At 66.3% G+C, this 24,125-nt stretch carries 21 protein-coding genes; 10 read left to right on the top strand and 11 right to left on the bottom strand.

The window, feature by feature from the left end; genetic code table 11:
- The first annotated feature begins 10 nt into the window (after nucleotides 1–10).
- A complete protein-coding gene (locus AABF56_RS10135) occupies nucleotides 11–3,148 on the top strand; it encodes an efflux RND transporter permease subunit (RefSeq protein WP_244766747.1) in 3,138 nt (1,045 codons plus the stop codon).
- A 6-nt stretch (nucleotides 3,149–3,154) separates the two neighbouring features.
- On the top strand, nucleotides 3,155–3,781 hold the full coding sequence (locus AABF56_RS10130) for a TetR family transcriptional regulator (protein ID WP_272805824.1): 627 nt from the start codon (nucleotides 3,155–3,157) through the stop codon (nucleotides 3,779–3,781).
- Here the strand turns inward: AABF56_RS10130 and AABF56_RS10125 are convergent.
- The 4 genes from AABF56_RS10125 to AABF56_RS10110 are packed head-to-tail and all read right to left on the bottom strand — an operon-like array spanning nucleotide 3,751 to nucleotide 8,401.
- Entirely contained in the window at nucleotides 3,751–4,008 is a 258-nt protein-coding gene (locus tag AABF56_RS10125; protein ID WP_244766745.1) for an aminopeptidase, read from the bottom strand. The two genes, AABF56_RS10130 and AABF56_RS10125, sit on opposite strands and share 31 nt — an antisense overlap.
- Before the next feature lies 1 nt (nucleotide 4,009).
- Nucleotides 4,010–5,233, bottom strand: coding sequence for an aminomethyltransferase family protein (locus AABF56_RS10120; RefSeq protein WP_272807483.1), 1,224 nt, complete (start codon nucleotides 5,231–5,233; stop codon nucleotides 4,010–4,012).
- A 5-nt stretch (nucleotides 5,234–5,238) separates the two neighbouring features.
- Nucleotides 5,239–6,795: a phytoene desaturase family protein gene (locus tag AABF56_RS10115; RefSeq protein WP_272805823.1), complete on the bottom strand. Its 1,557-nt coding sequence runs from the start codon at nucleotides 6,793–6,795 to the stop codon at nucleotides 5,239–5,241.
- Complete coding sequence (locus AABF56_RS10110) at nucleotides 6,782–8,401, bottom strand: phytoene desaturase family protein (RefSeq protein WP_272805822.1); 1,620 nt, start codon at nucleotides 8,399–8,401, stop codon at nucleotides 6,782–6,784. The genes AABF56_RS10115 and AABF56_RS10110 overlap by 14 nt, the downstream gene beginning before the upstream one ends.
- 163 nt (nucleotides 8,402–8,564) lie before the next feature.
- Between AABF56_RS10110 and AABF56_RS10105 the strand changes: the two genes are divergently transcribed.
- From AABF56_RS10105 to AABF56_RS10095, 3 genes are read left to right on the top strand one after another with little or no spacing between them, the layout of a single operon-like run.
- Complete coding sequence (locus AABF56_RS10105) at nucleotides 8,565–9,383, top strand: methyltransferase domain-containing protein (RefSeq protein WP_272805821.1); 819 nt, start codon at nucleotides 8,565–8,567, stop codon at nucleotides 9,381–9,383.
- Between the two features lie 41 nt (nucleotides 9,384–9,424).
- Nucleotides 9,425–10,090 carry a TetR family transcriptional regulator C-terminal domain-containing protein gene (locus tag AABF56_RS10100; RefSeq protein WP_272807482.1) on the top strand — a complete coding sequence of 222 codons (666 nt, stop codon included), beginning with the start codon at nucleotides 9,425–9,427 and terminating at the stop codon, nucleotides 10,088–10,090.
- A gap of 28 nt (nucleotides 10,091–10,118) precedes the next feature.
- On the top strand, nucleotides 10,119–11,201 hold the full coding sequence (locus tag AABF56_RS10095) for an extracellular solute-binding protein (RefSeq protein WP_272805820.1): 1,083 nt from the start codon (nucleotides 10,119–10,121) through the stop codon (nucleotides 11,199–11,201).
- Nucleotides 11,202–11,292: 91 nt separating this feature from the next.
- Here AABF56_RS10095 and AABF56_RS10090 read toward each other — a convergent pair whose 3' ends face one another.
- The 3 genes from AABF56_RS10090 to AABF56_RS10080 are packed head-to-tail and all read right to left on the bottom strand — an operon-like array spanning nucleotide 11,293 to nucleotide 14,156.
- Nucleotides 11,293–12,387 carry an ABC transporter ATP-binding protein gene (locus AABF56_RS10090; RefSeq protein ID WP_272807481.1) on the bottom strand — a complete coding sequence of 365 codons (1,095 nt, stop codon included), beginning with the start codon at nucleotides 12,385–12,387 and terminating at the stop codon, nucleotides 11,293–11,295.
- Between the two features lie 30 nt (nucleotides 12,388–12,417).
- Nucleotides 12,418–13,242, bottom strand: coding sequence for an ABC transporter permease (locus AABF56_RS10085; RefSeq protein ID WP_272805819.1), 825 nt, complete (start codon nucleotides 13,240–13,242; stop codon nucleotides 12,418–12,420).
- Entirely contained in the window at nucleotides 13,239–14,156 is a 918-nt protein-coding gene (locus AABF56_RS10080) for an ABC transporter permease (protein ID WP_272805818.1), read from the bottom strand. The genes AABF56_RS10085 and AABF56_RS10080 overlap by 4 nt, the downstream gene beginning before the upstream one ends.
- Before the next feature lie 261 nt (nucleotides 14,157–14,417).
- Here AABF56_RS10080 and AABF56_RS10075 point away from each other — a divergent pair, with 261 nt between their 5' ends.
- A complete protein-coding gene (locus AABF56_RS10075) occupies nucleotides 14,418–15,842 on the top strand; it encodes an aminotransferase (RefSeq protein WP_272805817.1) in 1,425 nt (474 codons plus the stop codon).
- Between the two features lie 203 nt (nucleotides 15,843–16,045).
- On the opposite strand, the gene AABF56_RS10070 is transcribed toward AABF56_RS10075, so the two are convergent.
- The 3 genes from AABF56_RS10070 to AABF56_RS10060 form a co-directional block, all read right to left on the bottom strand.
- Nucleotides 16,046–17,242 carry an aromatic ring-hydroxylating oxygenase subunit alpha gene (locus AABF56_RS10070; RefSeq protein WP_272805816.1) on the bottom strand — a complete coding sequence of 399 codons (1,197 nt, stop codon included), beginning with the start codon at nucleotides 17,240–17,242 and terminating at the stop codon, nucleotides 16,046–16,048.
- A gap of 164 nt (nucleotides 17,243–17,406) precedes the next feature.
- Nucleotides 17,407–17,637 carry a hypothetical protein gene (locus tag AABF56_RS10065; RefSeq protein WP_272805815.1) on the bottom strand — a complete coding sequence of 77 codons (231 nt, stop codon included), beginning with the start codon at nucleotides 17,635–17,637 and terminating at the stop codon, nucleotides 17,407–17,409.
- Between the two features lie 98 nt (nucleotides 17,638–17,735).
- Nucleotides 17,736–18,524, bottom strand: a complete 789-nt coding sequence (locus tag AABF56_RS10060) for a DUF1194 domain-containing protein (protein ID WP_244766735.1) — start codon at nucleotides 18,522–18,524, stop codon at nucleotides 17,736–17,738.
- 157 nt (nucleotides 18,525–18,681) lie between these two features.
- On the opposite strand from AABF56_RS10060, the gene AABF56_RS10055 reads away from it, so the two are divergent.
- Entirely contained in the window at nucleotides 18,682–19,797 is a 1,116-nt protein-coding gene (locus AABF56_RS10055; protein WP_272805814.1) for a hypothetical protein, read from the top strand.
- Nucleotide 19,798: 1 nt separating this feature from the next.
- Here AABF56_RS10055 and AABF56_RS10050 read toward each other — a convergent pair whose 3' ends face one another.
- Nucleotides 19,799–20,407, bottom strand: coding sequence for a TetR/AcrR family transcriptional regulator (locus AABF56_RS10050; RefSeq protein ID WP_272805813.1), 609 nt, complete (start codon nucleotides 20,405–20,407; stop codon nucleotides 19,799–19,801).
- A gap of 181 nt (nucleotides 20,408–20,588) precedes the next feature.
- Here AABF56_RS10050 and AABF56_RS10045 point away from each other — a divergent pair, with 181 nt between their 5' ends.
- From AABF56_RS10045 to AABF56_RS10035, 3 genes are all read left to right on the top strand, one after another.
- Complete coding sequence (locus AABF56_RS10045; protein ID WP_272807480.1) at nucleotides 20,589–21,080, top strand: anthrone oxygenase family protein; 492 nt, start codon at nucleotides 20,589–20,591, stop codon at nucleotides 21,078–21,080.
- Between the two features lie 63 nt (nucleotides 21,081–21,143).
- Entirely contained in the window at nucleotides 21,144–22,562 is a 1,419-nt protein-coding gene (locus AABF56_RS10040) for an amidase (RefSeq protein ID WP_272805812.1), read from the top strand.
- A gap of 325 nt (nucleotides 22,563–22,887) precedes the next feature.
- Complete coding sequence (locus AABF56_RS10035; protein WP_272805811.1) at nucleotides 22,888–24,006, top strand: DUF2778 domain-containing protein; 1,119 nt, start codon at nucleotides 22,888–22,890, stop codon at nucleotides 24,004–24,006.
- The last annotated feature ends 119 nt before the right edge of the window (nucleotides 24,007–24,125 follow it).

Genomic DNA, 24,125 nt, shown 5'->3' with positions numbered 1-24,125 from the left:
GATCCGGACGATGCCCAGTTTTTTCATCGACAGGCCGATTTTCGCCTGGGTCGTCGCGATCTTCATCATGATCGCCGGCGCCATCTCCATCCCGCTTCTGCCGATCGCGCAATATCCGGACGTGGCGCCGCCGCAGATCTCGGTCTCGACCACCTATTCCGGCGCCTCCTCGCAGGACACCTACCAGAGCGTCACCAAGCTCATCGAGGATGAGCTGAACGGCGTCGAGGGCATGCTCTATTTCGAATCGACCTCGAGCGCTGCGGGCTCGGCCGAGATCAACATCACCTTCGCGCCCGGCACCGATCCGAGCCAGGCTTCGGTCGACGTGCAGAACCGCATCAGCCGCGTCGAGCCGCGCCTTCCCGATTCCGTGCGCCGCCAGGGCGTGCAGGTGGAGGAGGCGGGCTCCGGCTTCCTCCTGATCGTCTCGCTGACCTCCACCGACGGCTCGATGGACGCCATCAGCCTCGGCGACTATCTCAACCGCAACATCCTTTCCGAAATCCAGCGCGTGCCGGGCGTCGGCCGTGCGCAGCTCTTCGCCACGCAGCGCTCCATGCGCATCTGGCTGGACCCCGACAAGATGCTCGGGCTCAACCTGACGGCGGCCGACATCACCGCCGCCGTGCAGGCGCAGAACGCGCAGATCGCCGCCGGTTCCATCGGCGCCCAGCCGAACCCGATCACCCAGCAGATCGCAGCGCCCGTCAACATCAAGGGGCAACTGACGACGCCGGAAGAATTCGGCTCCATCGTGCTGCGCGCCAATGCGGACGGCTCGGCCGTGCGCTTGCGTGACGTTGCCCGCGTCGAGGTGGGCGGCGAAACCTATTCCTTCTCGACCCGTCTCAACGGCCAGCCTTCGGCGGCGATCGGCGTGCAGCTCTCGCCGACCGGCAATGCCATGCAGACGTCGGAGGCGATCAAGGCGCGCATGGACGAACTGGCGCAGTTCTTCCCGCCCGGCCTCGAATATTCGATCCCCTACGACACCTCGCCCTTCGTGAAGGTCTCGATCGAGAAGGTGTTGCACACGCTTCTCGAAGCGGTTGGCCTCGTCTTCCTGGTGATGTTCCTGTTCCTGCAGAACATCCGCTACACGATCATCCCGACGCTCGTCGTACCCGTCGCGCTGCTCGGCACCTGCGCCGTCATGCTTGCCATGGGCTTCTCGATCAACGTTCTGACCATGTTCGCCATGGTGCTCGCCATCGGCATCCTCGTCGACGATGCGATCATCGTCGTGGAGAACGTCGAGCGCATCATGTCGGAAGAGGGCCTGCCGCCGAAGGAGGCGACCCGCAAGGCGATGAAGCAGATCACCGGCGCCGTCATCGGCATCACGCTGGTGCTCGCCTCGGTCTTCATCCCGATGGGCTTCTTCCCGGGCGCGGTCGGCGTCATCTACCAGCAGTTCTCGCTGACGATGGTCGTCTCGATCCTGTTCTCGGCGTTCCTGGCGCTCTCGCTGACGCCGGCGCTGGCCGGCAGCTTCCTCAAGCAGGTGCCGAAGGGGCATCACCATGCCAAGCGCGGCTTCTTCGGCTGGTTCAACCGCAGCTTCGACAGGACGTCGAGGAGCTATAGCGGCAGCGTCGGGTGGCTGATCCGCCGTGCCGGCCGGTTCATGGTGATCTACCTCGCCATCCTCGCGGGCCTCGGCTACATGTTCATGAAGCTGCCGTCCTCGTTCCTGCCGGATGAGGACCAGGGCTTCGTCATCGTCATGATGCAGCTGCCCTCGGAAGCGACCGGCCACCGCACGGACGAGGTGCTGTCCCAGACCGAGAAGATCTTCGGCCAGGAAACGGCGGTCGACACCATCGTCGGCATCAACGGCTTCTCCTTCTTCGGTGCAGGCCAGAATGCCGGCCTAGCCTTCGTGACGCTGAAGGACTGGAGCGAGCGCGGACCGGAAAACGCCGCGCAGGCGATCGCCGGCCGGGCGACCGTCGCGATGAGCCAGATCAAGGATGCGATCAGCTTCGCGCTGTCGCCGCCGCCGATCCAGGGTCTCGGCACGACGGGCGGCTTCTCCTTCCGCCTGCAGGACCGCGGCGGCCTCGGCCAGGAGGCGCTCTCGGCGGCCCGCGATCAGCTTCTCGGCCTTGCCGCGCAGAGCAATGTCGTGGCGGGCGTGCGCGTCGAAGGCATGCCGGATGCGGCGCAGGTCAACGTCATGATCGATCGCGAGAAGGCCAACACCTTCGGTGTGACCTTCGCCGACATCAACTCGACGATCTCGACGAATCTCGGCTCGACCTATGTCAACGACTTCCCGAATGCCGGGCGCATGCAGCGCGTGACGGTCCAGGCGGACCAGGGCGAGCGCATGCAGGTGGCCGACCTCCTGAACCTCAACGTGCGCAATTCGAACGGCGGCATGGTGCCGATCTCGGCCTTTGCGAGCGTGGAATGGGTGAAGGCGCCGACGCAGACGGTCGGCTACAACGGCTATCCGTCCGTCCGCTTCAGCGGCGACACCAAGCCGGGCTTCTCCTCGGGCGATGCCATCGCCGAGATGGAGCGGCTTGCCGCCCAGCTTCCGCCGGGCTTCGGCTATGAGTGGACGGGCCAGTCCCTGCAGGAAATCCAGTCCGGTTCGCAGGCGCCGATCCTCGTCGGCCTTTCGATCCTCCTGGTGTTCCTGTGCCTTGCGGCGCTCTATGAAAGCTGGTCGATCCCGTTCGCGGTCATCCTCGTGGTGCCGCTCGGCGTCATCGGCGCGGTCATCGCGGTCACGCTGCGCGACATGTCGAACGACGTGTACTTCAAGGTCGGCCTGATCGCGATCATCGGCCTTTCGGCGAAGAACGCCATCCTGATCATCGAGTTCGCCAAGGACCTGATGGCGGAGGGCAGGTCGCTGATCGACGCGACGATCGAGGCCTGCCACCTGCGCTTCCGGCCGATCCTGATGACCTCGCTGGCCTTCACGCTCGGCGTCCTGCCGCTGGCGATCGCGACGGGCGCAAGCTCGGGCAGCCAGCGCGCCATCGGCACGGGCGTGATGGGCGGGATGATCACCGCCACCGTGCTCGCCATCTTCTTCGTGCCGGTCTTCTTCGTCTTCGTGATGAAGCTGTTCGGCTACGGCAGGAAGAAAAAGGAGGAGCCGGCACCGGCGGCAAGCCCGGCGGAGTAGGCCGCCATGCGCCGGACCAAGGCAGAGGCCAAGGAAACCCGCCAGCAGATCCTGCTGGCGGCAGAAAAGGTCTTCTACGAAAAAGGTGTCGCCCATGCCTCCATGGAGGATGTGGCGCGTGCCGCGGGGGTCACCCGCGGCGCCATCTACTGGCACTTCGCCAACCGGGCGGATCTCGTGCTGGAGCTCTACAATTCGCTGCCCATGCCGCAGGAGGACCTGATCGCCCGCGAGCTGGAAGCCGAAAACGCCGATGTCTTCGGGGTGCTCGAACGGGTCGGCCGCGAATGGCTCGAACTGCTTGCCACCGACGAGCACCGCCAGCGCATCCTGTCGATCCTCCTGCGCTGCGATACGTCCGGCGAATTTTCCGCGATCTCCGAGCGGCAGAACGATCTCGACGACGAGCACATGCAGGCGCTGGAAGCCGCCTTCGCCAAGGCGGAGAAACAGGGCAAACTCTGCGCCTGCTGGACGCCGCGCTCGGCGGCCTCCATGCTGCGCTGGGTCATCAAGGGCCTGTGCTCGGAATGGCTGCTGTTCGGCCGCAGGTTCGACATTGCCAGCGAAGGCAGGGATGCCCTCCGCCGCCTGTTCGCGACCTATTCCTCGCACGCCCCCTCGGCGCGATAGGCCTCGAGCCGTTCGATCCACTCGCCGCCGATCTTCCAGCGCCGCAGCACGGAAACCGGGTCCTCTGCATCGAGCCGCGAACAGATGCGATAGACCTCCAGCACCTCCGGCGCCATCTCGCCGCGCTGGCAGAAATACATGGCCGCCGCATAGCGCGCGCGCCCGGACCATTCGGCGCCGGGCGGCATGGCGATGATCTCCCAGTTGCGGCGGGTCTCCTCGTCCATGTCAGGTGAGGCCCGGCGGGCTCGCTGTGCGTCGGGCGAGCCTGACGAAGGGGCGCGGCACGATCTTCGCCCGTTTCATCAGCTTCTGGTATTTCAGCTCCCGCATCGCATAGATCTCCACCCAGAGGTCCTCCGTGAGCTTCGATCCGTAGGGCCTTTCGAGGCTGGCGATGGCGATGTTGCGCTTGGCCGTCGGCGACCAGATCGCGGCGGTGACGAGGCCCGCCTCGTGCTTTTGCCGATGATAGACGATGGCATGCTCGGCGGGAATATTCCCTTCGATTTCAAGGCCGACGAGGATGTGCTTGAGAGATTGATTCCGCCGCGCGTCGAGGATCGCCCGGCGCCCGTTGAAATTCGGCTTGTCCGGATCGACCAGCCAGTCGAGGCCGATCTCGTCCGGCATGCGCACCCGGTCGGCGCGCAGCGCCCCCTCGGCGGTGACGAAATCCGTGTTGGCGACGATGAAGCCGGCCTCGATGCGCGCCTGGTTGAGCGCGCCGTAGCCGATGGCGCGGATCGTGTGCGGCGCGCCGGCGCGCCACAGCCGGTCCCACAGCGAGAGCGCCCTGGCGCGGGGCACGAAGAGTTCGTAGCCGAGATCGCCGGTGAAGCCGGTGCGCGAGATGGTCACGTCGCCGTCCTCATGCGGGAAGATGCCGATGTGGAAAGGTTTCAACGCCTCCACGCCGGCAAAGCCCGCGTCACGCAGCACCGCGTAGCTCGTCGGCCCCTGCAGGGCGAGGCCGGCGACCTCCTCCGTCTCCTCGTGGATGTCGACCGCAAAGCCGAAGGCGCTGTCGAGGAGCCAGGGCAGGTGGCGTTCCTGGCAGCAGAGGCGGAATTCGCTCTCGCCGAGGCGGAAGAGCGTGCCGTCGTCCAGCACATGGCCGTGGTCGTCGCACCAGGCGGTGTAGTGCACGCGGTTCACGCCGAGCTTGCGCACGTCGCGCAGGGTCAGCCGGTTGAGGTAGCGCTCGGCATCCGGGCCGGCGATGCGGTACTTCACCATCGGCGAGATGTCGAAGAGGGCGGCGGTGGAGCGGATGGCGAAATATTCGAGTTCGCCGTCGAACAGCGCATGCGGCGCCTTGTAGCCGGCCCAGTTGTACCAGTCGTTGACCTCGCTCAGCGCCATCAGACGATCATGGAACGGGCTTTCGAGCCGCGGCGCGAGGATATGGTTGCGGGCGGCGCGGCGCAGCTCCGCGGCGGATTTCGTCATGGCGTTCATGCGCTCGCTCCCGAAAGGATGTGGCGGGCCGCGTTCCAGCCCGGCAGGCCGGATATGCCGCCGCCCGGATGCGCGCCGGCGCTCGCGAGATAAAGGCCCTCGATGGGCGTGCGGTAGCCGGAAGCGGCGCCGGTCGGCCGGTTGACGAGGAGCTGGTCGGCCTGCAATTCGCCGTGATGCCAATGGCCGCCCGGCAGGTTGTATTCCGCCTCGATATCGACCGGCGTCATCAGGCTGGCCGCGACCACGGACTTTCCGAGGCCAGGCGCATGGCGTTCCAGCGTGTCGAGCACGATCCTGAGGAAGGCCGGCTTGCCGCTCTCCCAGCCCGCCTTGAGGCGGTAGGGCGCATATTGCACGAGTGCCGACACTGTGCAGCCGCCGCTGGGCGCCAATGACGGGTCGGCAAGGCTCGGCAATGTCACCTCCATGACGGGGTCGCTGGAGAATTCGCCGTACTTCGCCGGGTTGAAGGCCTCCTCGACCTGCTCCATCGAGCGCACGAGCACGATGCGCCCGCCGCGGGCTTCCGCCGGCAGGCCGGTGAAGTTCGGGATGCGGTCGAGCGCGAGGTCGAGCTTGGCGACATTGCCGTGGCTGCGCACGTTCTTCACCGAGCGCACGAAGCCGGTGCTGCTTTCGGCGGGATCGACGAGGTGGAGGAAGGTCGTCTGCGGGTGGATAGCCGAGACGATGACGGGGGCAACGATCTCCGTGCCGTCGCCGAGAACCACGCCGCTCGCCCGGCCGCGATCGGCGAGGATGCGGCCGACGGGCGTGCCGCAGCGCAGGGTGACGCCGGCCTTTTCGGCGGCGCGCAGGAAGGCGGGCGCGACGCGCGCCATGCCGCCTGCCGGCACGAACTGGCCGCCGGCCTTGCCCGCGACCTCGCCGGTCAGGCGATAGTAGAGGCCGAGCAGGGAGGTCGGCGAGCGGGGGCCGAGATGGATGCCGAGCGTCGCATCGAAAGCGAGGAGGCCCTTCAGCCGGTCGTCCGAAAGATATTCGTCGGCGACGTCGGCGACGTTCATCAGCAGCATGCGCAGGAAATCGCGACCCTCGCCGCGCCCCTTGCGGATGAGGCCGAAGCCGGTAGCGGCGAAGGTGGAGAGGTCGCCGAGCGAGAGCGCGCCGATCTGCGGCGGCGGGCGGCGGAGGAACCGCTTCAGGATGCCCGCCTGGAAGACCAGTTTCGTGCGCAGCGCCGCGAAGGCTTCCGCCTCCTCAGGCGAGACGCCGTCGATGCGCTCGCCATAGGCGCCGTGCAGCACGGCGGCCTTTCCCGAGCCGTCGAGAACCGTGGTCGGCAGCAAGGTATCGGCGCCGGCAAGGTCGAGGCCGATGTCGCGCGCCACGTCCGCATCGAGCCGGTTGACGAGATGGGCAAGGCCGGCGGAGCGGAAGCCGGGGGCGAACTCGCGGCCGCGCGTCGCCCCGCCCGGTTCGTTCGCCGCTTCCAGCACCAGGACCTTGCGGCCGCCTTTGGCGAGGCGGGTGGCGGCGGCAAGGCCGTTGTGGCCGGCGCCGATCACGATGGCATCAAATGACGTCATGGGCTTTGCTCATCTGTTCGGGGGAACGCTTCAGGTCGCGCAGGATCTCGGCGGCGGCGTTGCGGCCGGGCGCGCCCATCACCCCGCCGCCCGGATGGGTGGAGGAGCCGCACATGTAGAGGCCGGATATCGGGCTGCGGTACTGGGCATAGCCGGGCACCGGCCGGTTGAAGAGCAACTGGTCGAATGTGAGCTCGCCCTGGAAGATGTTGCCCTCCGTCAGGCCGACCTCGTTCTCGATCTCGCGCGGCGTGCGCACCTCCATATGCACGATGCGCTCGCGGAAGCCCGGCGAATAGTCGGCGATCTGGCCGATCACCGTCTCGGCGAAGGCGTCGCGGTCGGCATCCGTCCAGTCGCGGCCCTGGAGCTTCGGCGGGCAATACTGCACGAAGCAGCTCATGAAGTGCTTTCCCGGCGAGGCCATGGTCGGGTCGAGCGTTGTCGGGATCACCATGTCGAGGAAGGGATCGGCCGACCAGCGGCCCGCCTTCCAGTCGTCATAGGCGCGTTCCATGCGCTCGATCGAATCGGTGAAATGCATGTCGCCGCGTATGCAGGAGGAGCCTTCCGGCAGGGCCGGGAACTCCGGCAGGCTGTCGAGCGCGATGTTCACCTTGCCGGAGGAGCCGCGCATCTTGAAATGCCTGACCCGGTGGACGAAGTCGCCGGGCAGGGTGTCCTCGTCCACGAGCTTCAGGAAGGTGCGCTTCACGTCGGCATTCGAGACGACGAGGCCGGCGTTGACCTCGTCGCCGTTGGCGAGCACGACGCCGGTGGTGCGCCCGCCGCGGGTGAGGATTTTCGAGACCTCGGCATCGGTGCGGATGGTGCCGCCGGAAGCCTCGAAGGAGCGGGCGAGCGCCTGCGTCACCGCGCCCATGCCGCCGCGCGCATAGCCCCAGGCGCCGACGGAGCCGTCCACCTCGCCCATGTAGTGGTGCAGCAGGACATAGGCGGTGCCGGGCGACATGGGGCCGAGCGCGGTGCCGATGATGCCCGACAGCGCGAGATAGGCCTTGATGACGTCGGTCTCGAAATATTCGTCGAGGAAATCGGAGATCGACATGGTCCAGAAGCGCAGCGTCTCTGCCATTTCCTGCGGGCTGAACTCGCCGAACTTTCTGGCGAGATAGAGGAATTCGGAGAGGTCGCGCGGGCGAAAGCCGAAGGGATCGGGGGCGGTGCGCATCAGGAGCGGCTGGATGAAGCGGCACTGGCGCGTCACGTCGCGGGCATAGCGCTCGTAGGCCTCGGCGTCGCGTTTCGAATAGCGCGCGAATTCGCGGCGGTGGCTGTCGTGGTCGCGGTAGGAGGCGAGGTAGTCGCCGTCGCGGGTGAAGACCGCGCCGCCCTCGTAGGCGATGACCTGGAGGCCGTGTTTCGGCAGTTCCAGGTCGCGCATGATCTCCGGCCGGAAGAGGGAGCAGACATAGGAACAGTTGGAGTAGAGGAAGCCCGGGGCCAGTTCGCGGCTCGTCGCCGCCCCGCCGACCCAGCGGTTCTTTTCGAGCACCGCGACGTTCAGGCCGGAGCGCTGGAGATAACAGGCGGTAACCAGCCCGTTATGGCCGCCGCCGACGATCAGGGCATCGTACTTTTGCATTTTTGATGTCTCCCTTGTTTCTAAAAGCTGCATCAAAAGCAAAATGTTGTCCAGATATTCTGAATGATCATTCAGCAAGTATCTTGCAATCGCCTGATTATGCGCTAGAATTTCGGCCAGGGAAAAAGCGCGCCGGCCATGCGGCCGAAGGGTGACGGAGGCCATGACGGCAACGGGCAGGGACGGTGCGGCGGCGGAGCCGGAATATGACGAGGCGGCGATCCGCTTCCTCGCGGTCCTGTGGGGCGAGGGCTACCTTTCGCCGGGCGGGCCGGCGGAGGTCGACCGTGTCCTTTCGGGCGTCGACTTGAAGGGCAGGCGTGTCCTCGATTTCGGCTGCGGGGCCGGCGGTATCACGCTGCATATCGCAAGGACCCACGGCCCGGCCGAGATCGTCGGCTACGATGTGGAGCAGCCGGTCATCGACCGGGCGCGGGCGGCGGCGGCAAGTGCCGGGCTTTGCGCGGTCGCGCGCTTCGTCTCCAGCCCGCCGGGCCGCCTGCCGTTCGACGATAATGAATTCGACGTCGTCTTCTCCAAGGATGCGATGATCCATGTGCCGGACAAGGAGGCGCTGTTTACCGAGCTTTTCCGCGTGCTGAAGCCGGGCGGCGTTCTGGCCGCATCCGACTGGCTGATCGGCCATGACGGCGCGCCGAGCCCGGATATGCAGGACTACATCGCCGCCGAAGGGCTGAGCTTCGGCATGGCCTCGCCGCGCTGCTATCTTGAGGCCATGGCGGCGGCGGGCTTTGCCGATCGCAGGGTGGAGAGCCGCAATGCCTGGTATCGCGAGGTGGCGCGCGGCGAGTTGGCGCGGCTGCAAGGGCCGCTCCATGCCGAGGCGGTGGCGGCGGTGGGCGAGGCCTATGTCGCCAAGAACATCCGCACCTGGACGGCCATGCAGAAGGTTCTTGACAGCGGGGAGCATTGTCCGGCTCATCTGCGCGGCACCAAGCCGGCCGCGGGAGTTCGCCCGTGACCGTGACGATGCGCAATCCCAAAGGCAAGGTGGCGGTGAAGATGCGGGCAGGCGGGGCTGAACAGGGCTCGGGCGACGGCGAGAAGCGGGGGCGCAAGGCCTCCAAGGAGACGCGGCGGCAGCAGCTCGTCGAGGCGACGATCGATTCGCTCGCCAGGCGCGGCTATTCCGACACGACGCTCGCCGATGTCGCGGACGGTGCCGGCCTTTCGCGCGGCATCGTCAACTTCCATTTCGAGAGCAAGGAAAACCTGCTTATCGCCACGCTGCAGTTCATGTCCGAGGAATATGCGGACCATTGGAACGCGGCGCTGGAAAAGGCCGGCCCGAATGCGGCGAGCCGCGTCTGGGCGCTGGTTCATGCGGATTTCGACCGCAAGATCTGCACCAAGCGCAAGCTTGCCGCCTGGTGCGCCTTCTGGGGCGAGGCCAAGTCCCGGCCGACCTACCAGGCGCTGTGCGGCGCGCGCGACGTGAAATACCAGGAGACCGTGATCTCGCTCTGCGCCGCGCTGAAGGCGGAGGGCGATTACGCCTACGAGCCGGAGCCGATGGCGCTCTCGCTCTGCGCCATGCTGGAGGGCCTGTGGCTGCGCCTGATGATGGGCGACGGCACCACGCGGGAGAAGGCGCTGGAGGCGGCGATCACCTTCGTCGTCGCGATCTTCCCGAAGCATCTCACCTTGCAAGGACCACAATCACAATAGGGAACCCGAAACGGGGAAGGAGTACGGTATGAAGACTGCACACACGGCCAAACGCACCACGATAGCGGCATTGGCCGCCTTCCTCGCCCTCGGAAACGCCCTTCCAGCCTTTTCCGCCGATACGCTCACGGTCTTCGACTGGTCCGGCTACGAGGACCCCGCCTTCCACCCCGCCTACACGGAAAAGCACGGCGGCTCGCCGGACTTCTCGTTCTTCGGCGACGAGGAGGAGGCCTTCCAGAAACTGCGCTCCGGCTTCAAGGCCGATCTTGCGCATCCCTGCGCGCAAAGCATCGTGAAATGGCGCGAGGCCGGGCTGCTCGAGCCGCTCGACACGTCCAGGCTGGCCGCGTGGAACGATATCCTGCCGGCCTTCAAGGGCATGAAGAACCTGATGACCTCGGACGACGGCACGGCCTGGTTCCTGCCCTTCGAATGGGGCAACACGGTGCTGACCTACCGCACCGACACGGTGAAGCCGGAAGAAATCGCCTCGCTCAGGGCCTTCGCCGATCCGAAGTTCAAGGACCGCGTCTCGATCGGCGACAATGTGGACGATGCCTATGCGCTGGCGAGCCTTGCCATCGGCGTCAAGGACTGGGCGAGCCTGACGGACGCGCAGTTCGAGGAGGCCTCCGCCTTCCTGCGCGAGGTGCACAAGAACGTGCGGCTCTACTGGACCGACAATACCGACCTCAGCCAGGCGCTGGCGAGCGGCGAGGTCGATCTCGCCTGGGCCTGGAACGAGACGGCGACGACGCTGCAGGCCGAAAGCCAGCCGGTCGCCATCAAGAAGGACACCAAGGAGGGGCTGTCTACCTGGGTCTGCGGCTATTCGCGGCTGAAGGGCGGCGAAGGCAGCGCAGACCTTGCCTATGACTACCTCAATGCCGTCACCGATCCGGGCATTGCGGCCTACATGGTCGAGAGCTGGGGCTACGGCCATTCCAACGCCAAGGGCATGGCCGCCGTCGATCCGAAGATCCTCGCCGACAAGGGCTATGCGGACGTCGACGCCTTCGTCGCCAACACGCTGTTCCAGGCGCCGATCCCGACGGAGCTGCGGCAGAAGATGATCGCGGAATTCGAGAAGATCAAATCGGGGTATTGAGGGAGGGGGCGAATAGCGAATAGGGAGTAGCGAATAGTTTTGGCGTCGCTACCTTCTATTCGCTATTCGCTATTCGCTATTCGCTATTCGCTCAGATCCGCCGTATCGCCTCATCCTCCGCCAGCAACACGAACGCCTCCGGATCATAGGCCAATCGGATCTCCGCGCCGACCGGCAGGTCGTCCGCGCCGAAATTGTTCGTCTCGACCAGCGAGAGCGGCTGTTCCAGACCGTCGACGCCGACCGTCAGATGCGTGACCTCGCCGAAATAGGCGCGGTTCTCGATGCGGCCGGCAAGCTCGTGCGGGGCGCGGTCGTCGTCCCACAGGAGCCGCAGCCGTTCCGGGCGGATGCCGACGGTGACGTGGCCGTTTGTGGCGGCAAAGCCCTGCGGCTTGTCGAGGTTGACCGCGCCGAAGCGGGCGGCGTCGACCGAGACGGCATTGCCCTGTTCTCCCAGCACCTTCGCCTTCAGGAAATTCATGCCGCCGAGGAAATCGGCGACCTTGCGGGTGCGCGGGCGCTGGTAGATTTCCTTCGGGCTGGCGATCTGCGCGATGCGGCCGCCGAACATCACGGCGATGCGGTCGGAGAGCGCGAGCGCCTCGTACTGGTCGTGCGTGACGAGGATGAAGGTGATGCCGACGGCCTTCTGCAGCGTGCGCAGCTCCACCTGCATCTCCTCGCGCAGCTTCTTGTCGAGGGCGGAGAGCGGTTCGTCGAGCAGCAGCACCTTCGGCCGCATGACGAGGGCGCGGGCGAGCGCCACGCGCTGGCGCTGGCCGCCGGAAAGTTCATGCGCCTTGCGCTGGCCGAGGCCGGAAAGGCGCACCTGGTCGAGCGCGTCGCCCACCCGCTTCCTCTCGTCCTGCGCGGAAAGCCTCAGCCGTTTCAGGCCGTAGGCGACGTTTTCGGCGACGTCGAGATGGGGGAAGATGGCGTAGTTCTGGAAGACCATGTTGGTCGGGCGCCGGTTCGGCGCCAGCGCGAGGGAGGGCACGCCGTCGATGAAGATCTCGCCCGCCGTCGGCGTCTCGAAGCCGGCGATGGAGCGCAGGAGCGTGGTCTTGCCGCAGCCGGACGGGCCGAGCAGCGAGAAGAACTCGCCTTCGCCGATGGTGAGCGAGACATCGTCGAGCGCCTTATAGATGCCGTAGAACTTCGACACGTTGGCGATCTCGATCATCGGGCGGTCGGCCATGTCCGGCTCCTGTTTCTAAGGCAGCGTGAATGCCATCTGCGTGCGGCGCTCGGCCCGGCGGCGCAGGATCTCGGCGAGGGTGAGCATCAGGATGGAGGCGACGAGCATGACGGTGCCGAGCGCCAGCACGCCCGGCAGCTTCGCCGCGAAGCGCAACTGCCCCCAGATATAGACCGGCAGCGTCGGCTCGGTGCCGGAAAGGAAGAAGGCAAGGATGAACTCGTCGAGTGAGATGGTGAAGGTGACGAGCAGGCTGGAGACGATGGCCGGCGCGACGACCGGCAGCGTGACGCGCCGGAAGGTGCCGATGGCGGTCTCGCCGAGATCGTAGGAGGCCTCCTCCAGGCTGCGGTCGAACCCCTCGAAGCCGGAGACCAGCACCGACATGGCATAGGGCACGCAGAACACCGTCTGGCCGAGGATGACCGTGATCAGCGACAGTTCGACGCCCATCGCCAGCACGATCATCAGCAGCGACACGGCGACGATGATCTCCGGCAGGAAGAGCGGCGCCATGATGAGGCCGGCCGCCGCCCTCTGGCCGCGGAAGCGGTAGCGCGTGATGGCGCGGGCGGCGCAGATGCCGAGCACGGTGGAGAGCAGCGAGACGGCGACGCCGACGACGAGGCTGTTCCAGGCCGCTTGCAGCATGACCGAATTGCCGGCGAGCGAGGCGTACCACTTGGTGGTGAAGCCGGCGAGGGGGAAGGTGGTCGTCGCCGCATCGTTGAAGGAGAAGACCGGCAGAAGCAGGATCGGCAGGTAGAGGAAGAGGAAATAGAGCGCGACATAGGCCGGCAGGAACGGAAGGACGCGCAGGCGCCGCGTGAGGAGGCTCATCTGATCCTCCTGACGGTGAACTTCAGCGCGAGCACGACGGCCGCCGCCGTGAGCGAGACGAGCACCATGGTCGTGACGGAGAGGGCAGCGCCGAGCGGCCAGTTGGCGGCCTTGCCGAACTGTGCCTGGATGGCGGTCGCGATCATCACGCCGTCCTTGCCGCCGACGAGGCGCGGCGTGACATAGTCGCCGACGGTCGGGATCATCACGATCAGGAAGGCGGAGATGATGCCGGGCAGCGAGAGCGGCAGGGTGATGCGCAGGAAGGCCTTCAGGCGGCTGTCGCCGAGATCGCGCGCCGCCTCGATCAGCGTGCGGTCGATCTTCTGCAGCGAGACGTAGATCGGCAGGATGGCGAAGGCCGCCCAGCTGTGCACCAGCGTGATGACGACGGCGTTGGAATTGTAGAGCAGCGAGGTCAGCGGCTTGTCGATGAGGCCCATCGAGATGAGGCCGGTGTTCATGACGCCGCCATAGCCGAGGATGACCTTCCACGACATGACGCGCAGAAGATAGCTCGTCCAGCAGGGCACGGTGACGAGGAAGAGCCAGAGGTTCTTGTGCACCCCGCCGTGGAAGGAGATGAACCAGGCGACCGGATAGGAGAAGACGACGGTGACGATGCTGACCGTCAGCGAGATCCACAGCGAGCGGACGAAGAGGTCGCGATAGATCGGCTCGGTGAGGGCCTGCCGGTAGTTTTCCAGCGTGAAGGTGCGGTCGATGTCGAGATAGTCCTGGGTCCAGAAACTGTAGGCGATGACGATGAGGACCGGGAGGAAGAGCAGCGCCAGCGCATAGAGGAAGGTCGGCGAGATCAGGGCGAGGCCGCGGGCCTCCTCGCTGCGCATCCAGGCCTTGCGCCTCCCGGAGGAGGGCGTATCGGCAAGCGCGCCGAACGCCGCCGCCGTCATCGGCCGCAACTCCCGCCGCGACAACTCTCGTAGAGCGTGAGATTTCCCGTTCCCATGCGCCTGCGCCTTTTCGGCCTCTGCGTACTCCTTCTCGGGCACGCTGCTGTTCCCTGGTGGACAGCATGCGCCGAAATCCCCGTTGAAATCAAGCCCTGTTTCTGCAATATTGATTGAACGAACATTCAATATGATTGGGAAAATCAAAATCTTTCATATCGTTGTTCCGAGATTCTTTCTGGCAAATAATCGATGGAGAGGGACATGGCGGCAATTCCGAAGACGGCGAACGAGGACCGGCGTGCCGACGAAGCGGCCGGCGACGAACTCACCCGGCTGGCCGAGCGCCATCTGGTGCAGCCCTGGCCGGTTTCCGGCTCCATCGGCGCGGAGGCGCGCGGGCGCATCGAGGCGGGCGAGGGCATCTATGTGACCGATGCCGCCGGCCGGCGCCTGATCGACGGGCCTGCCGGCATGTGGTGCGTCAATGCCGGCCATCGCAACAGGCAACTGGCCGACGTCATGGCCGCGCAGGCGATGGAGCTCTCCTACAATTCGCCCTGGTACACGACCAACGCGCCCTCCGCCGTGCTCTCCGCCCGCCTTGCCGGCCATGCGCCCGACGGGATCGACCATGTCTTCTACACGACCGGCGGCTCGTCGGCGGTCGAGACGGCGCTGCGCTTCATGCAGTTCGCCAACAATGTGAAAGGCCGGCCGGAGAAGAAGCTGATCGTCTCGCGCCAGGGCGGCTATCACGGCTCGACGTACCTCTCCGCCTCGCTCAACGGCCGGCCGCGCGACCATGACTGGATGGACAGCGCCGGCGATCTCGTCGTCAAGCTGTCCTGCCCCGATCCGTTCCGCCGGCCGGAGGGCATGAGCGTCGAGGCCTTCTGCGATTTCCTCGTCGAGGAGTTCCGCGCGGTGATCGAGGAGAGGGGGGCGGAACATATCGGCGCCTTCATCGCCGAGCCGGTCATGGCGTCCGGCGGGGTCATCGTGCCGCCCGCCGGTTACCTGAAGCGCATGCACGCGCTCTGCCGCGCCAACGACATCCTCTTCATCGCCGACGAGGTGGTGACCGCCTTCGGCCGCCTCGGCCATGTCTTCGCCTCGCAGGACGTCTTCGGCATCGACCCGGACATGATCACCTTCGCCAAGGGCGTGACGTCGGGCTATTTCCCGCTCGGCGGGGTGATGATCGCCGGGCGCCTCTTCGAGGAATTGCGCCGCTCGAACCATTCGGAGGCGATGTTCGCGCATGGGCTGACCTATTCCAGCCATCCGGTCGGCTGCGCGGTGGCGCTGAAGAACCTCGACATCCTGGAGGACGGGCTGCTCGACCATGCGCGCGCCGTCACCGACCATTTCCAGGCGAGCCTGAAGGCGCTGGAGGACCTGCCGCTGGTCGGCGAGGTGCGCGGCCTCGGGCTGATGGCCTGCGTGGAATGCGTCGCCGACCGGGTCAGCAAGAACCCGCTGACGCTCGACCTGGAGGTCGGCAAGCGCATCGACCGGCATTGCCAGGAACTCGGCCTCCTGGTGCGCCCGCTCATCAACATGTGCGTGATGTCGCCGCCGCTCACCATTTCGCTGGAACAGATCGACGACATGGCATCGATCCTGCGCAAGGGGATCGAACTGACGATGGACGACCTGGCGCGCGAAGGGCTCTGGAAGGGCTGAGGCTCTTCGCGTTGGGCCTGCGGTGTGGTGTGGATCCTCGGGTCAAGCCCGAGGATGACGGTGGGGAGGAGGAGGCTCCCACCTGTCAAGCGGTGCGGCATGCGGCCATGTCGCTTTTGCCCGCCGTGCTTCTCTCCTATCGTCATCCTCGGGCTTGACCCGAGGACCCACGCGGCACCCACGGCCTATCGGAGAAGCCTAGCCTAGCCTTGCCGTAGCCCGGCATTGGCCTCCGCCATCGCTTTCTCCTCCGGCGCCTCCTTCAGCGTCACCACCGGCAGCACGCGGCGCAGGTGGTCGTGATGGGTGCGCACGCCGTATTCGAGGTCGGAGAGGTAGAAGCCGGCGAAGGCGTTGGAGGTCATCGCCTCGTTCGACCAGACGGTGAGCTGCACGTCCTCGGCCTGGGTGTCGCGGTCGATGCGCAAGGCGAGGTAGCGGGCGAGGCGATGGGCGCGCTCCTCCTCTCGGTAACGGTAGATGCCGCCGCGCAGCAGCGTCCGGCCGACGCCGAGCGGGAATTCCTGGTAGAACTGCACGGTCTCCGGCGTGACGGCGATGACGGCGTTCGGGAACAGGCCGAAATAGATCCAAGCCTTGCGCAGCCGCTCGGGCAGCGCATGGTTTTCCGGCGAGATCTTCACATAGTTGCGCACGCTCCAGCGCCGGCCGGCATGCGGGTTGTAGGTGGCGAAGGAGCGGCAGAGGCCGTCGACGAAGGGTTCGTCGTAATAGGTCGAGCCGTAGAGGTCCTGCAGGGCGGGATGCGCCATGGCGACGTGGTAGCCCTCGTTGTCGACGTCGCGCACGGACTTCCAGTTGACCGGCGTCTCCTGGGTCCAGATATCGCCGGTCGGCACCATCTCTTCCGTCCGGTAATGCGCCAGTTCTTCCTCGAAGGGCTTCATCAGGTCAGCGACGGAAGGCTGCGGGCCGGGCGCGAAGCGAATGAAGACGAAGCCCTGCCAGACCTCGCATTCCAGCCCCTTCAGCGCGAATTCGTTCTTGTCGAGCGGCGGGAAGCTGCGGGGGCGCGCGGCGCCGCGCAGCGTGCCGTCGAGATTGTAGACCCAGCCGTGGAAGGGACAGACCAGCGCGTTGCGGCAGCTGCCCTTCTCGTCGGCGACGAGGCGCGAGCCGCGATGGCGGCAGATGTTGTGGAAGGCGCGCACCGCGCCGTCCTGCCCGCGCAGGATCAGCGCGCGCTCGCCGACGACGTCCATGGCGAGGTAGTTGCCGGGCTCGGGAATGTCGGAGACGTGGCAGGCGATCTGCCAGTGCTCGCGGAAGACATGCTGCTTCTCCAGTTCGAGGAGGGCGGGGCTGTGATAACACCAGCCGGGAAGTCCGCTCCTGTCCCAGTCGTTCGGAACGCTGATATCGCGGATCATCTCGTTCATGTCGCTCCCCTGTATTTTGCTGAACGTTCATTCAATATAAGCACGATTTCCGTTCAAAAGGAATAGGTTGCGAACGCTGTATGTTTTCGTAACGGCAAAATCCCGGCCGCGAGGCGGCCGGGGCAGGGCGGATTCTGCGCGGAAAACCGCGCCGGTGCTGGTGTTTAACGGCAGACCTTCACGCGCTTGTAGACGACGTGTCCCCACTTGTTGTAGCGCTTGATCTTCTTCCAGAAGCAATGGCGGTGATGGCCATGGTAGTGGCTGACATAGCCGTGGTGATAGCCGCCCCAGCCATGGCCGAAGCCGATGTAGAAGCCGCCGGCCTGCGAGGGGGCGGCGAAGGACACCGCTGCGACGGTCGCGACAACGGCGGACATGATGAACTTGCGCATTTCAGTCTCCTCTCTACCAGTCAATGGACGAACCATTCATCCAGTAGGGTGACTGTCGCATGGGGGACCGGGCGGCGCTGTTTCGGGTGGAACAGGGCTCAGCGGTCGAGTTCCGGGTAGAAGCGCTCCATGTAGCTGGGCCTCAGCTTTTCGCCGATCAGGCAATCGGCCGGTTCTCCGGCGGCCGGAATGATGCGGGCGGGCGGCTCGGCGCCGCTGACTTCGAGGATCAGCTTGCGGCGGATGGCGATGGCGAAATCCTCCGGCTCCTGCACCGGCAGCACGAAGGCGCCGGGGCCGCCGATGACGCAGTTGGCATAGTAGTTGTCGAGCGAGCCGTAGGCGGCGGAGGGGCGGATCATGATGGCAAGACCGTTGATGATGATGCCGAGCGCGGTCGCCGCGTCGCGCGCCGGCGTCACCGGCGGTCCGAAATTGTTCGGGCCGTCGCCGGAAACATCGATGACGCGGCGCAGGCCGGTATAGCCGTTGGCATCGAACAGTTGCGCGCCATAGGCGATGGCGCCGGAGATCGACGTGCCGCGGCGCGTGGCGATCGGGCGGGCTTCGAGCTGGGCGGCGAAGGCGTCGGCGTCCTCCGGGCCGGAGATGATCTGCCAGGGCACCAGGGAATTGTCGCGGATCGTGCCGGCCCATTCGAAATAGCTGATGGCGATGCGGCCGGTCAGCCCGTCGCGCACGGCATTGATGAAGTCGGGGTGGCGCAGGGCATCGACGTAGCCGGCGCGCTGCACCTGCGCCTCCTCGAGGTCCATGGAGCCGGAGACGTCGACCGCCAGCACCAGCTCCACATCCACCTCCTGGTCCGCGGCGGCGAGTTCCGCGCCGGGCATCAGGCTCATCAGCAAGGCAAGCGTTGTCAGCATGGCCGTCACCTATCCGTGCATCCGGGGTTTGGAAATGTATCACGACCGGCGGAGGGAAAGGGCATGCGCTCTTCAAAAATCGGTGATGACAGGCGAATAGCCGCCGGGCTGCAACCGTCTTCCGCTGGTTCCCGCCGCATGCGGGCGGAATGCAGGCATGCCGGGGCTGAGAAAGCGGATCGACATGGTTTTCAAGGATATTCTTGCCGCTCTGCGCACCAGGATGCTCGGTCGGGCGAGCGCCGCGCCGCAGGAACTGCTGTCCCCGGAAGAGCGGCTGGTGCGCGACTACGACCTCTATCTCGTCGATCTCCACGACGAGATACCGGCCCTCGTGCCGCAGCGCGACGCCATGCGCGCCGCCTGGCGCAACGGCGATTTCGAGGCCTACCAGCGGGCTTTCGAGGCGGCGCGGGCGAGCAGCGTCATCACGGAAAGCGGCCGGCCGCTCTATTCGCTGGTGAAGGAATGGTTCGTCGAACCGTTCCTGGAACTGCCGGAAGACGAGGCGCCGGCGCATGTCGCCATGCTGGAGCCTTTCCGGGCCTTCTTCCAACGCAGCCCGTCGGCCTTTTCCGCCGCGACCTATGCCGATGCGCTGCGCGTGGCGGCCTTCGTGCAGCGCGGCACCGCCTATGGGCACCTCGTCCAGGCGGAGCAGCGGCAGAGCTGCGAGGCGCTGCTGGAGACGGCGGACGCCGTGCTCGACAGCCAGGCCGACCCGGACAATTTCAGCTGGCGGATGAGCGACTACCGCCGCTCGGCCAATGACGGCGATTTCGAGACATTCACGGCGCGCTTCGAACAGGCTTGGCAGCTCGATCGCTACAATATCGACATCTGCCGATCGCATGCCCGCATGATCATGCCGCGCTGGCTGGGGCGCGATGCGCAGGACCTCGAAAACTTCGCCCGCCGGGCGGCGGCGCTGACGCAGGATCGTTTCGGCCTCGGCTTCTACGCGCTGATCCAGCAGGCCAACACCGATGTCGGCGACCACGCGCTTGCCGATACGCTCTGCGATCCTGACATGGCGAAACAGGGCTTCGAGGACCTCCTGTCGCGCTTTCCCGCGCCGAGCGTGATGAACCTCTATGCCGACATGCTGGAGTGGATGGGCGACACCGAGGCGCTGGCCGATCTGCTCCAAACGCGCTTCCGCGTGATGGTGCCGCAGATCTGGTACGGCGATACGCGCAGCGACAAGATCGCCTATCTCTTCGCCACGCTGCTGGAGGCGGCCGAGGTGCTGGAGGCGCGGCGCGCCCGATAGGCTACAGGGCCGTCAGCTCCCGGATCGCCATGCGCTTGTAGGCCGCGACCAGCCTGTCGCCTTCCGCCCGGTCGACCGAGACGGCAAGGCGCATCGTCGCCTCGCCGAGATGCATGACGAGGAGGGCGGTCGCCTCGATCCGGGCGGCATCGGCCGTGGGGCGCAGCATCCGCAGCCGGGCGGCGAGCAGGGCGCCGTTGCGGCGGCTCTCCTCCACCTCCATGGCCCGCAGCGCCCCGTCCGCCTGCACGGCGGACCAGATGTCGCGGATGACCGGTTCGGCGAGGAAGATCGCGTAATAGGTGTCGATCAGGCTGCCGAAGGCGTCGGCAAGCGCCTCCATGCTGCCGACGGCGGCAAGGCCTTCGGCGATGCAGGCGCGGCTTTCCGCATTGCAGCGTTCGGCAAGGGCGTGCACCACGGCGCTCTTGTCGGGAAAATACTGGTAGAGCGAGCCGATCGAGATGCCCGTGCGCTGGGCGAGCTCGCTCATGCGCAGGGCGTCGCTGCCCGCCTGCGCGATCATGTCCGTCGCATTGGCGAGGATGGCGTCCACCCGTTCGCGGCTGCGTTTCTGGGTCGGTGCGCGGCGGGTCTGCGGTTCGGCCATCGGTCTTTCCGAGAGGACTTTCGATTGGTCTTGACAAATACGAGGATTTCTCACATTTTGCAAATATGAGGATTGCTCATATTTTTGGGCGGCGATGCCGCGCGCGGGGCCGGCCGACCGCCACGCGATTTTTTCGAGCGCGCCCGTGATGCGGACGAAACGGCTTCTGGAGGACCCGACCATGGCAAGCGCCTTTCCCATCCTGACCTTCCTTTCCATTCTCGCCGCGGCGCTGAATGCCGGGCTGTTCTTCATCTTCTCGGTCTGCATCATGGCGGCCTTCGCCCGCCTTTCGCCGGCCGAAGGGGCAGCGGCGATGAACGCCATCAATGCCGTCATCCAGAACCCCTGGTTCTTCTCGGCCTTCTTCGGCGGGGCGTTGCTGTCGCTGGTGCTGGCGGTCCTCGGTTTCCTGCAGGGCGGAGCCGGCGGCCTGCTGGCTGCGGCGGGTGGCGTCGTCTTCCTCCTCGCCGTCATCGGCGTGACGATCGTCTTCAACGTGCCGCTCAACGAGGCGCTCGCCGCCGCACCCGCCGGCAGCCCTGAACAGGCGGCCCTCTGGCAGCGCTATCTCGGCGTCTGGACGATGTGGAACCACGTGCGCACGGTCGGCTCGCTCGCCGCTGTCGGTTTCTTCGCGCTCGCCTTCCGTCAGGGCGTCCCGCCCGGCTAGGACCGGCTGGCGCTCCTTCCTTCCGCCTGCTAGCTCTGTTCCAGACGAATGCCGGAGCCGACCTTGCAGGACATCACCGACCTTTCCGCCCTTGCCCTTTCCGCCGCCATCGCCGAGCGTCGGCTCGACTGCCGCAGCGTCATGGCGGCCTATCTTTCCCGCATCGAGGCGATCAACCCGCGCCTCAACGCTCTTGTCAGCCTGCGCCCGGCCGATGTGCTGCTGGCCGAGGCGGAGGCGGCGGACCGGGCGCTTGCGGCGGGGGACCGTCACGGCTGGCTGCACGGCATGCCTTTCGCGGTGAAGGACCTTTCCGAGGCGAAGGGCATCCTCTGCTCGTTCGGTTCGGCCAACTATGCGGATTTCGTGCCCGACTACGACGACATCCATGTCGAGCGCATCCGGGCGGCCGGCGCCATCGTCATCGGCAAGACCAATGCGCCGGAAATGGGCCTCGGCTCGCACACCTACAATCCGGTCTTCGGCGTCACGCGCAATCCCTACGATACCGGCAGGAGTGCCGGCGGCTCCTCGGGCGGCGCGGCGGCGGGGCTGGCGGCCCGGCTGCTGCCGGTCGCCGACGGCAGCGACATGATGGGCTCGCTGCGCAATCCCGCCGGTTTCAACAATGTCGTCGGCTTCCGCCCGTCCTTCGGCCGGGTGCCCTCGCTCAACACCGAGCTCTTCCTCGGCCAGCTCGCGGTCAACGGCTCGATGGGGCGCAGCGTCGCCGATGCCGCTGCCCTCCTGGCGACGCAATCCGGCCACGATCCGCGCGACCCGCTGTCGCTTCCCGACGATGGCCTCGCGTTCGATGCCGACCACGATCTCTCCGGCGCCCGCATCGGCTGGCTCGGCGATTTCGGTGGCTACCTTCCCTTCGAGCCCGGCGTGCTGGAGCTTTGCGGCGCCTCGCTCGACGTCTTCCGGCGGCTTGGATGCCGCGTGGAGGAGGTGCCGCCGGGCTTCGACATGGCGCGGCTCTGGCAGACCTGGCGCACGCTGCGCCACTTCCTCGTCGCCAACGGCCAGGCGGCCGACTACGCCGATCCGGACCGGCGCGCGCGCATGAAGCCGGAGATGATCTGGGAAATCGAGAACGGCCGGAACCTCTCGGCGGCGGAGGTCTATGCCGCCTCGCTCGGCCGCAGCGACTGGCTGCGCCATGTCATGGGCCTGTTCGAGACCTACGATTTCCTGATCCTGCCCTCCGCCCAGGTCTTCCCCTTCGAAGCCGGGCTCGACTGGCCGAAGGCGATCGCGGGGCGGGCGATGGATACCTATCATCGCTGGATGGAGGTGGTCATCGGCCCGACGCTGGCCGGCCTTCCCGTCGCCGCCATGCCGGCCGGTTTCGGCGCGAACGGATTGCCCGCCGGCATCCAGATCATCGGCCGCCCGCGGGCCGACCGCGACGTGCTGGCCGCCGCCGCGCGCTACGAGGCGGCCACCGACTGGCTTTCCCGGCATCCCCAGTTCTAGGGATACGCGGACTTTCGACACGCCCGCGCCGCATTCTCGTGAAAGGCAGCTTTGCCGGATGTTGAGGACCGTCCGGCAGACTCCTTCAAAAACGCGAGGCGCCGTTTAGGAATTGCTTACCATATTTCGCCATTCTTTGCTCGTTCGGCAGAAGCCCGGGACGCGTGATCCCGCCGCCTGCCGCAAGCGTAACGGCTTCCGGAGCGTGTTTTCCGCGGCCGCGTCGAGTAACGAGTATCGGGTAACGAGTATTATGGCGTCTGTATACAGTTCCGCGCGTTCCGCGTCGAAATCCCGCCGGGGGGGTATCCTTCTCAGCACGTTCTTGGCTTGCGGCGTCATCGCCGGTTCCGCCTGGGCTGTCGTCTCGACGCTCGGCGCAATGCAGGATGCGGCTTCCCTGCTTTCCGAGGGCAAGAAGACAATCGCCGCTTCCCTTCACGGCAAACCCGTTTCAACGGAGAAGAACCACACCGAGCGCATGGTGAAGGTCGCGAAGTTTTCGCGGCTCTCGTCGCCGTCGGAAAGCGAGCTGCGCCAGAAGCAATTGACCGCGGAGGCCATCCAGGTCGCTCATCAGCGCCGGATTTCCATTCAGCTCGCCGCCGCCGTCAAGCGGGAGAAGGCGAAGGCGGCGATGATCGAGGCAGCCATCGCCCGCGCCGAGCGTTCCGTGGAAGACGAAAAGCGGATCACCGGCCAGCCGGCCATGGTGACGGCGCTCGTCGAGGACGTTTCCGCCCGCAAGGACATCCAGCCCTTCGGCCTCGTCATGCAGAAGCCGGAGGCGGAGGAGGAAAACCTCCTCGGCCAGATCCCGCTGCCGGAGGCAAAGCCCGCGCTGGAGACGGTCACCATCGAAAAGCCGGCGGTGGAGGAAAAGCCCGTCGCGCGCACCAGGCGCGAGGATGCGAAGACCAGGGACAAGGAAGACGTCGCCCTCGTCAAGCCCGAGCGCTCGCTGTTCGGCGACCTCTTCAAGAGCAAGGGCGGCAGCGGCACCGGCTGGCCGGGCCGCGGCACGAAGGTCGCGATCTACGATGTCTCCAACGCGACGGTCTACATGCCCGACGGCACGAAGCTGCGTGCCCATTCCGGCATCGGCAAGATGCGCGACAATCCGCGTTATGAGCATGTCAAGATGAACGGGCCGACGCCGGCCGGCATCTATCGCCTGAAGATGCGCGAGCGGCGCTTCCACGGCGTCGAGGCGATCCGCATGACGTCGATCGACGGTCGCGATCCGAAGAACCGCACGGGTCTTCTGACGCACACCAACCTGCTGCGCGGCCAGAAGGGCTCGCATGGCTGCGTCGCCTTCCAGAACTACGAGCCGTTCCTCAACGCCTTCAAGCGCGGCCATGTGACCATGCTGGTCGTGGTGCCGGAACTGCCGTCCTCCCGCATGCAGCTCGCCGCGCTCTATCGCAAGGCCGGCGCCTGATTGCTCTCATGGGAGGCGGTGGCACCCCCCTCTGCCCTGCCGGGCATCTCCCCCTCAAGGGGGGAGATTGGGTGGAGCAGCGTTTCGCTTCTCTCTTTGTCGTTGCCGATTGAGCAAGA

The organism is Shinella sp. WSC3-e (genome assembly GCF_945994535.1).
GTDB lineage: Bacteria > Pseudomonadota > Alphaproteobacteria > Rhizobiales > Rhizobiaceae > Shinella > Shinella yambaruensis.
The sequence above is the reverse complement of the archived record's forward strand: the minus strand, read 5'-3'. Positions and strand labels throughout refer to the sequence as shown.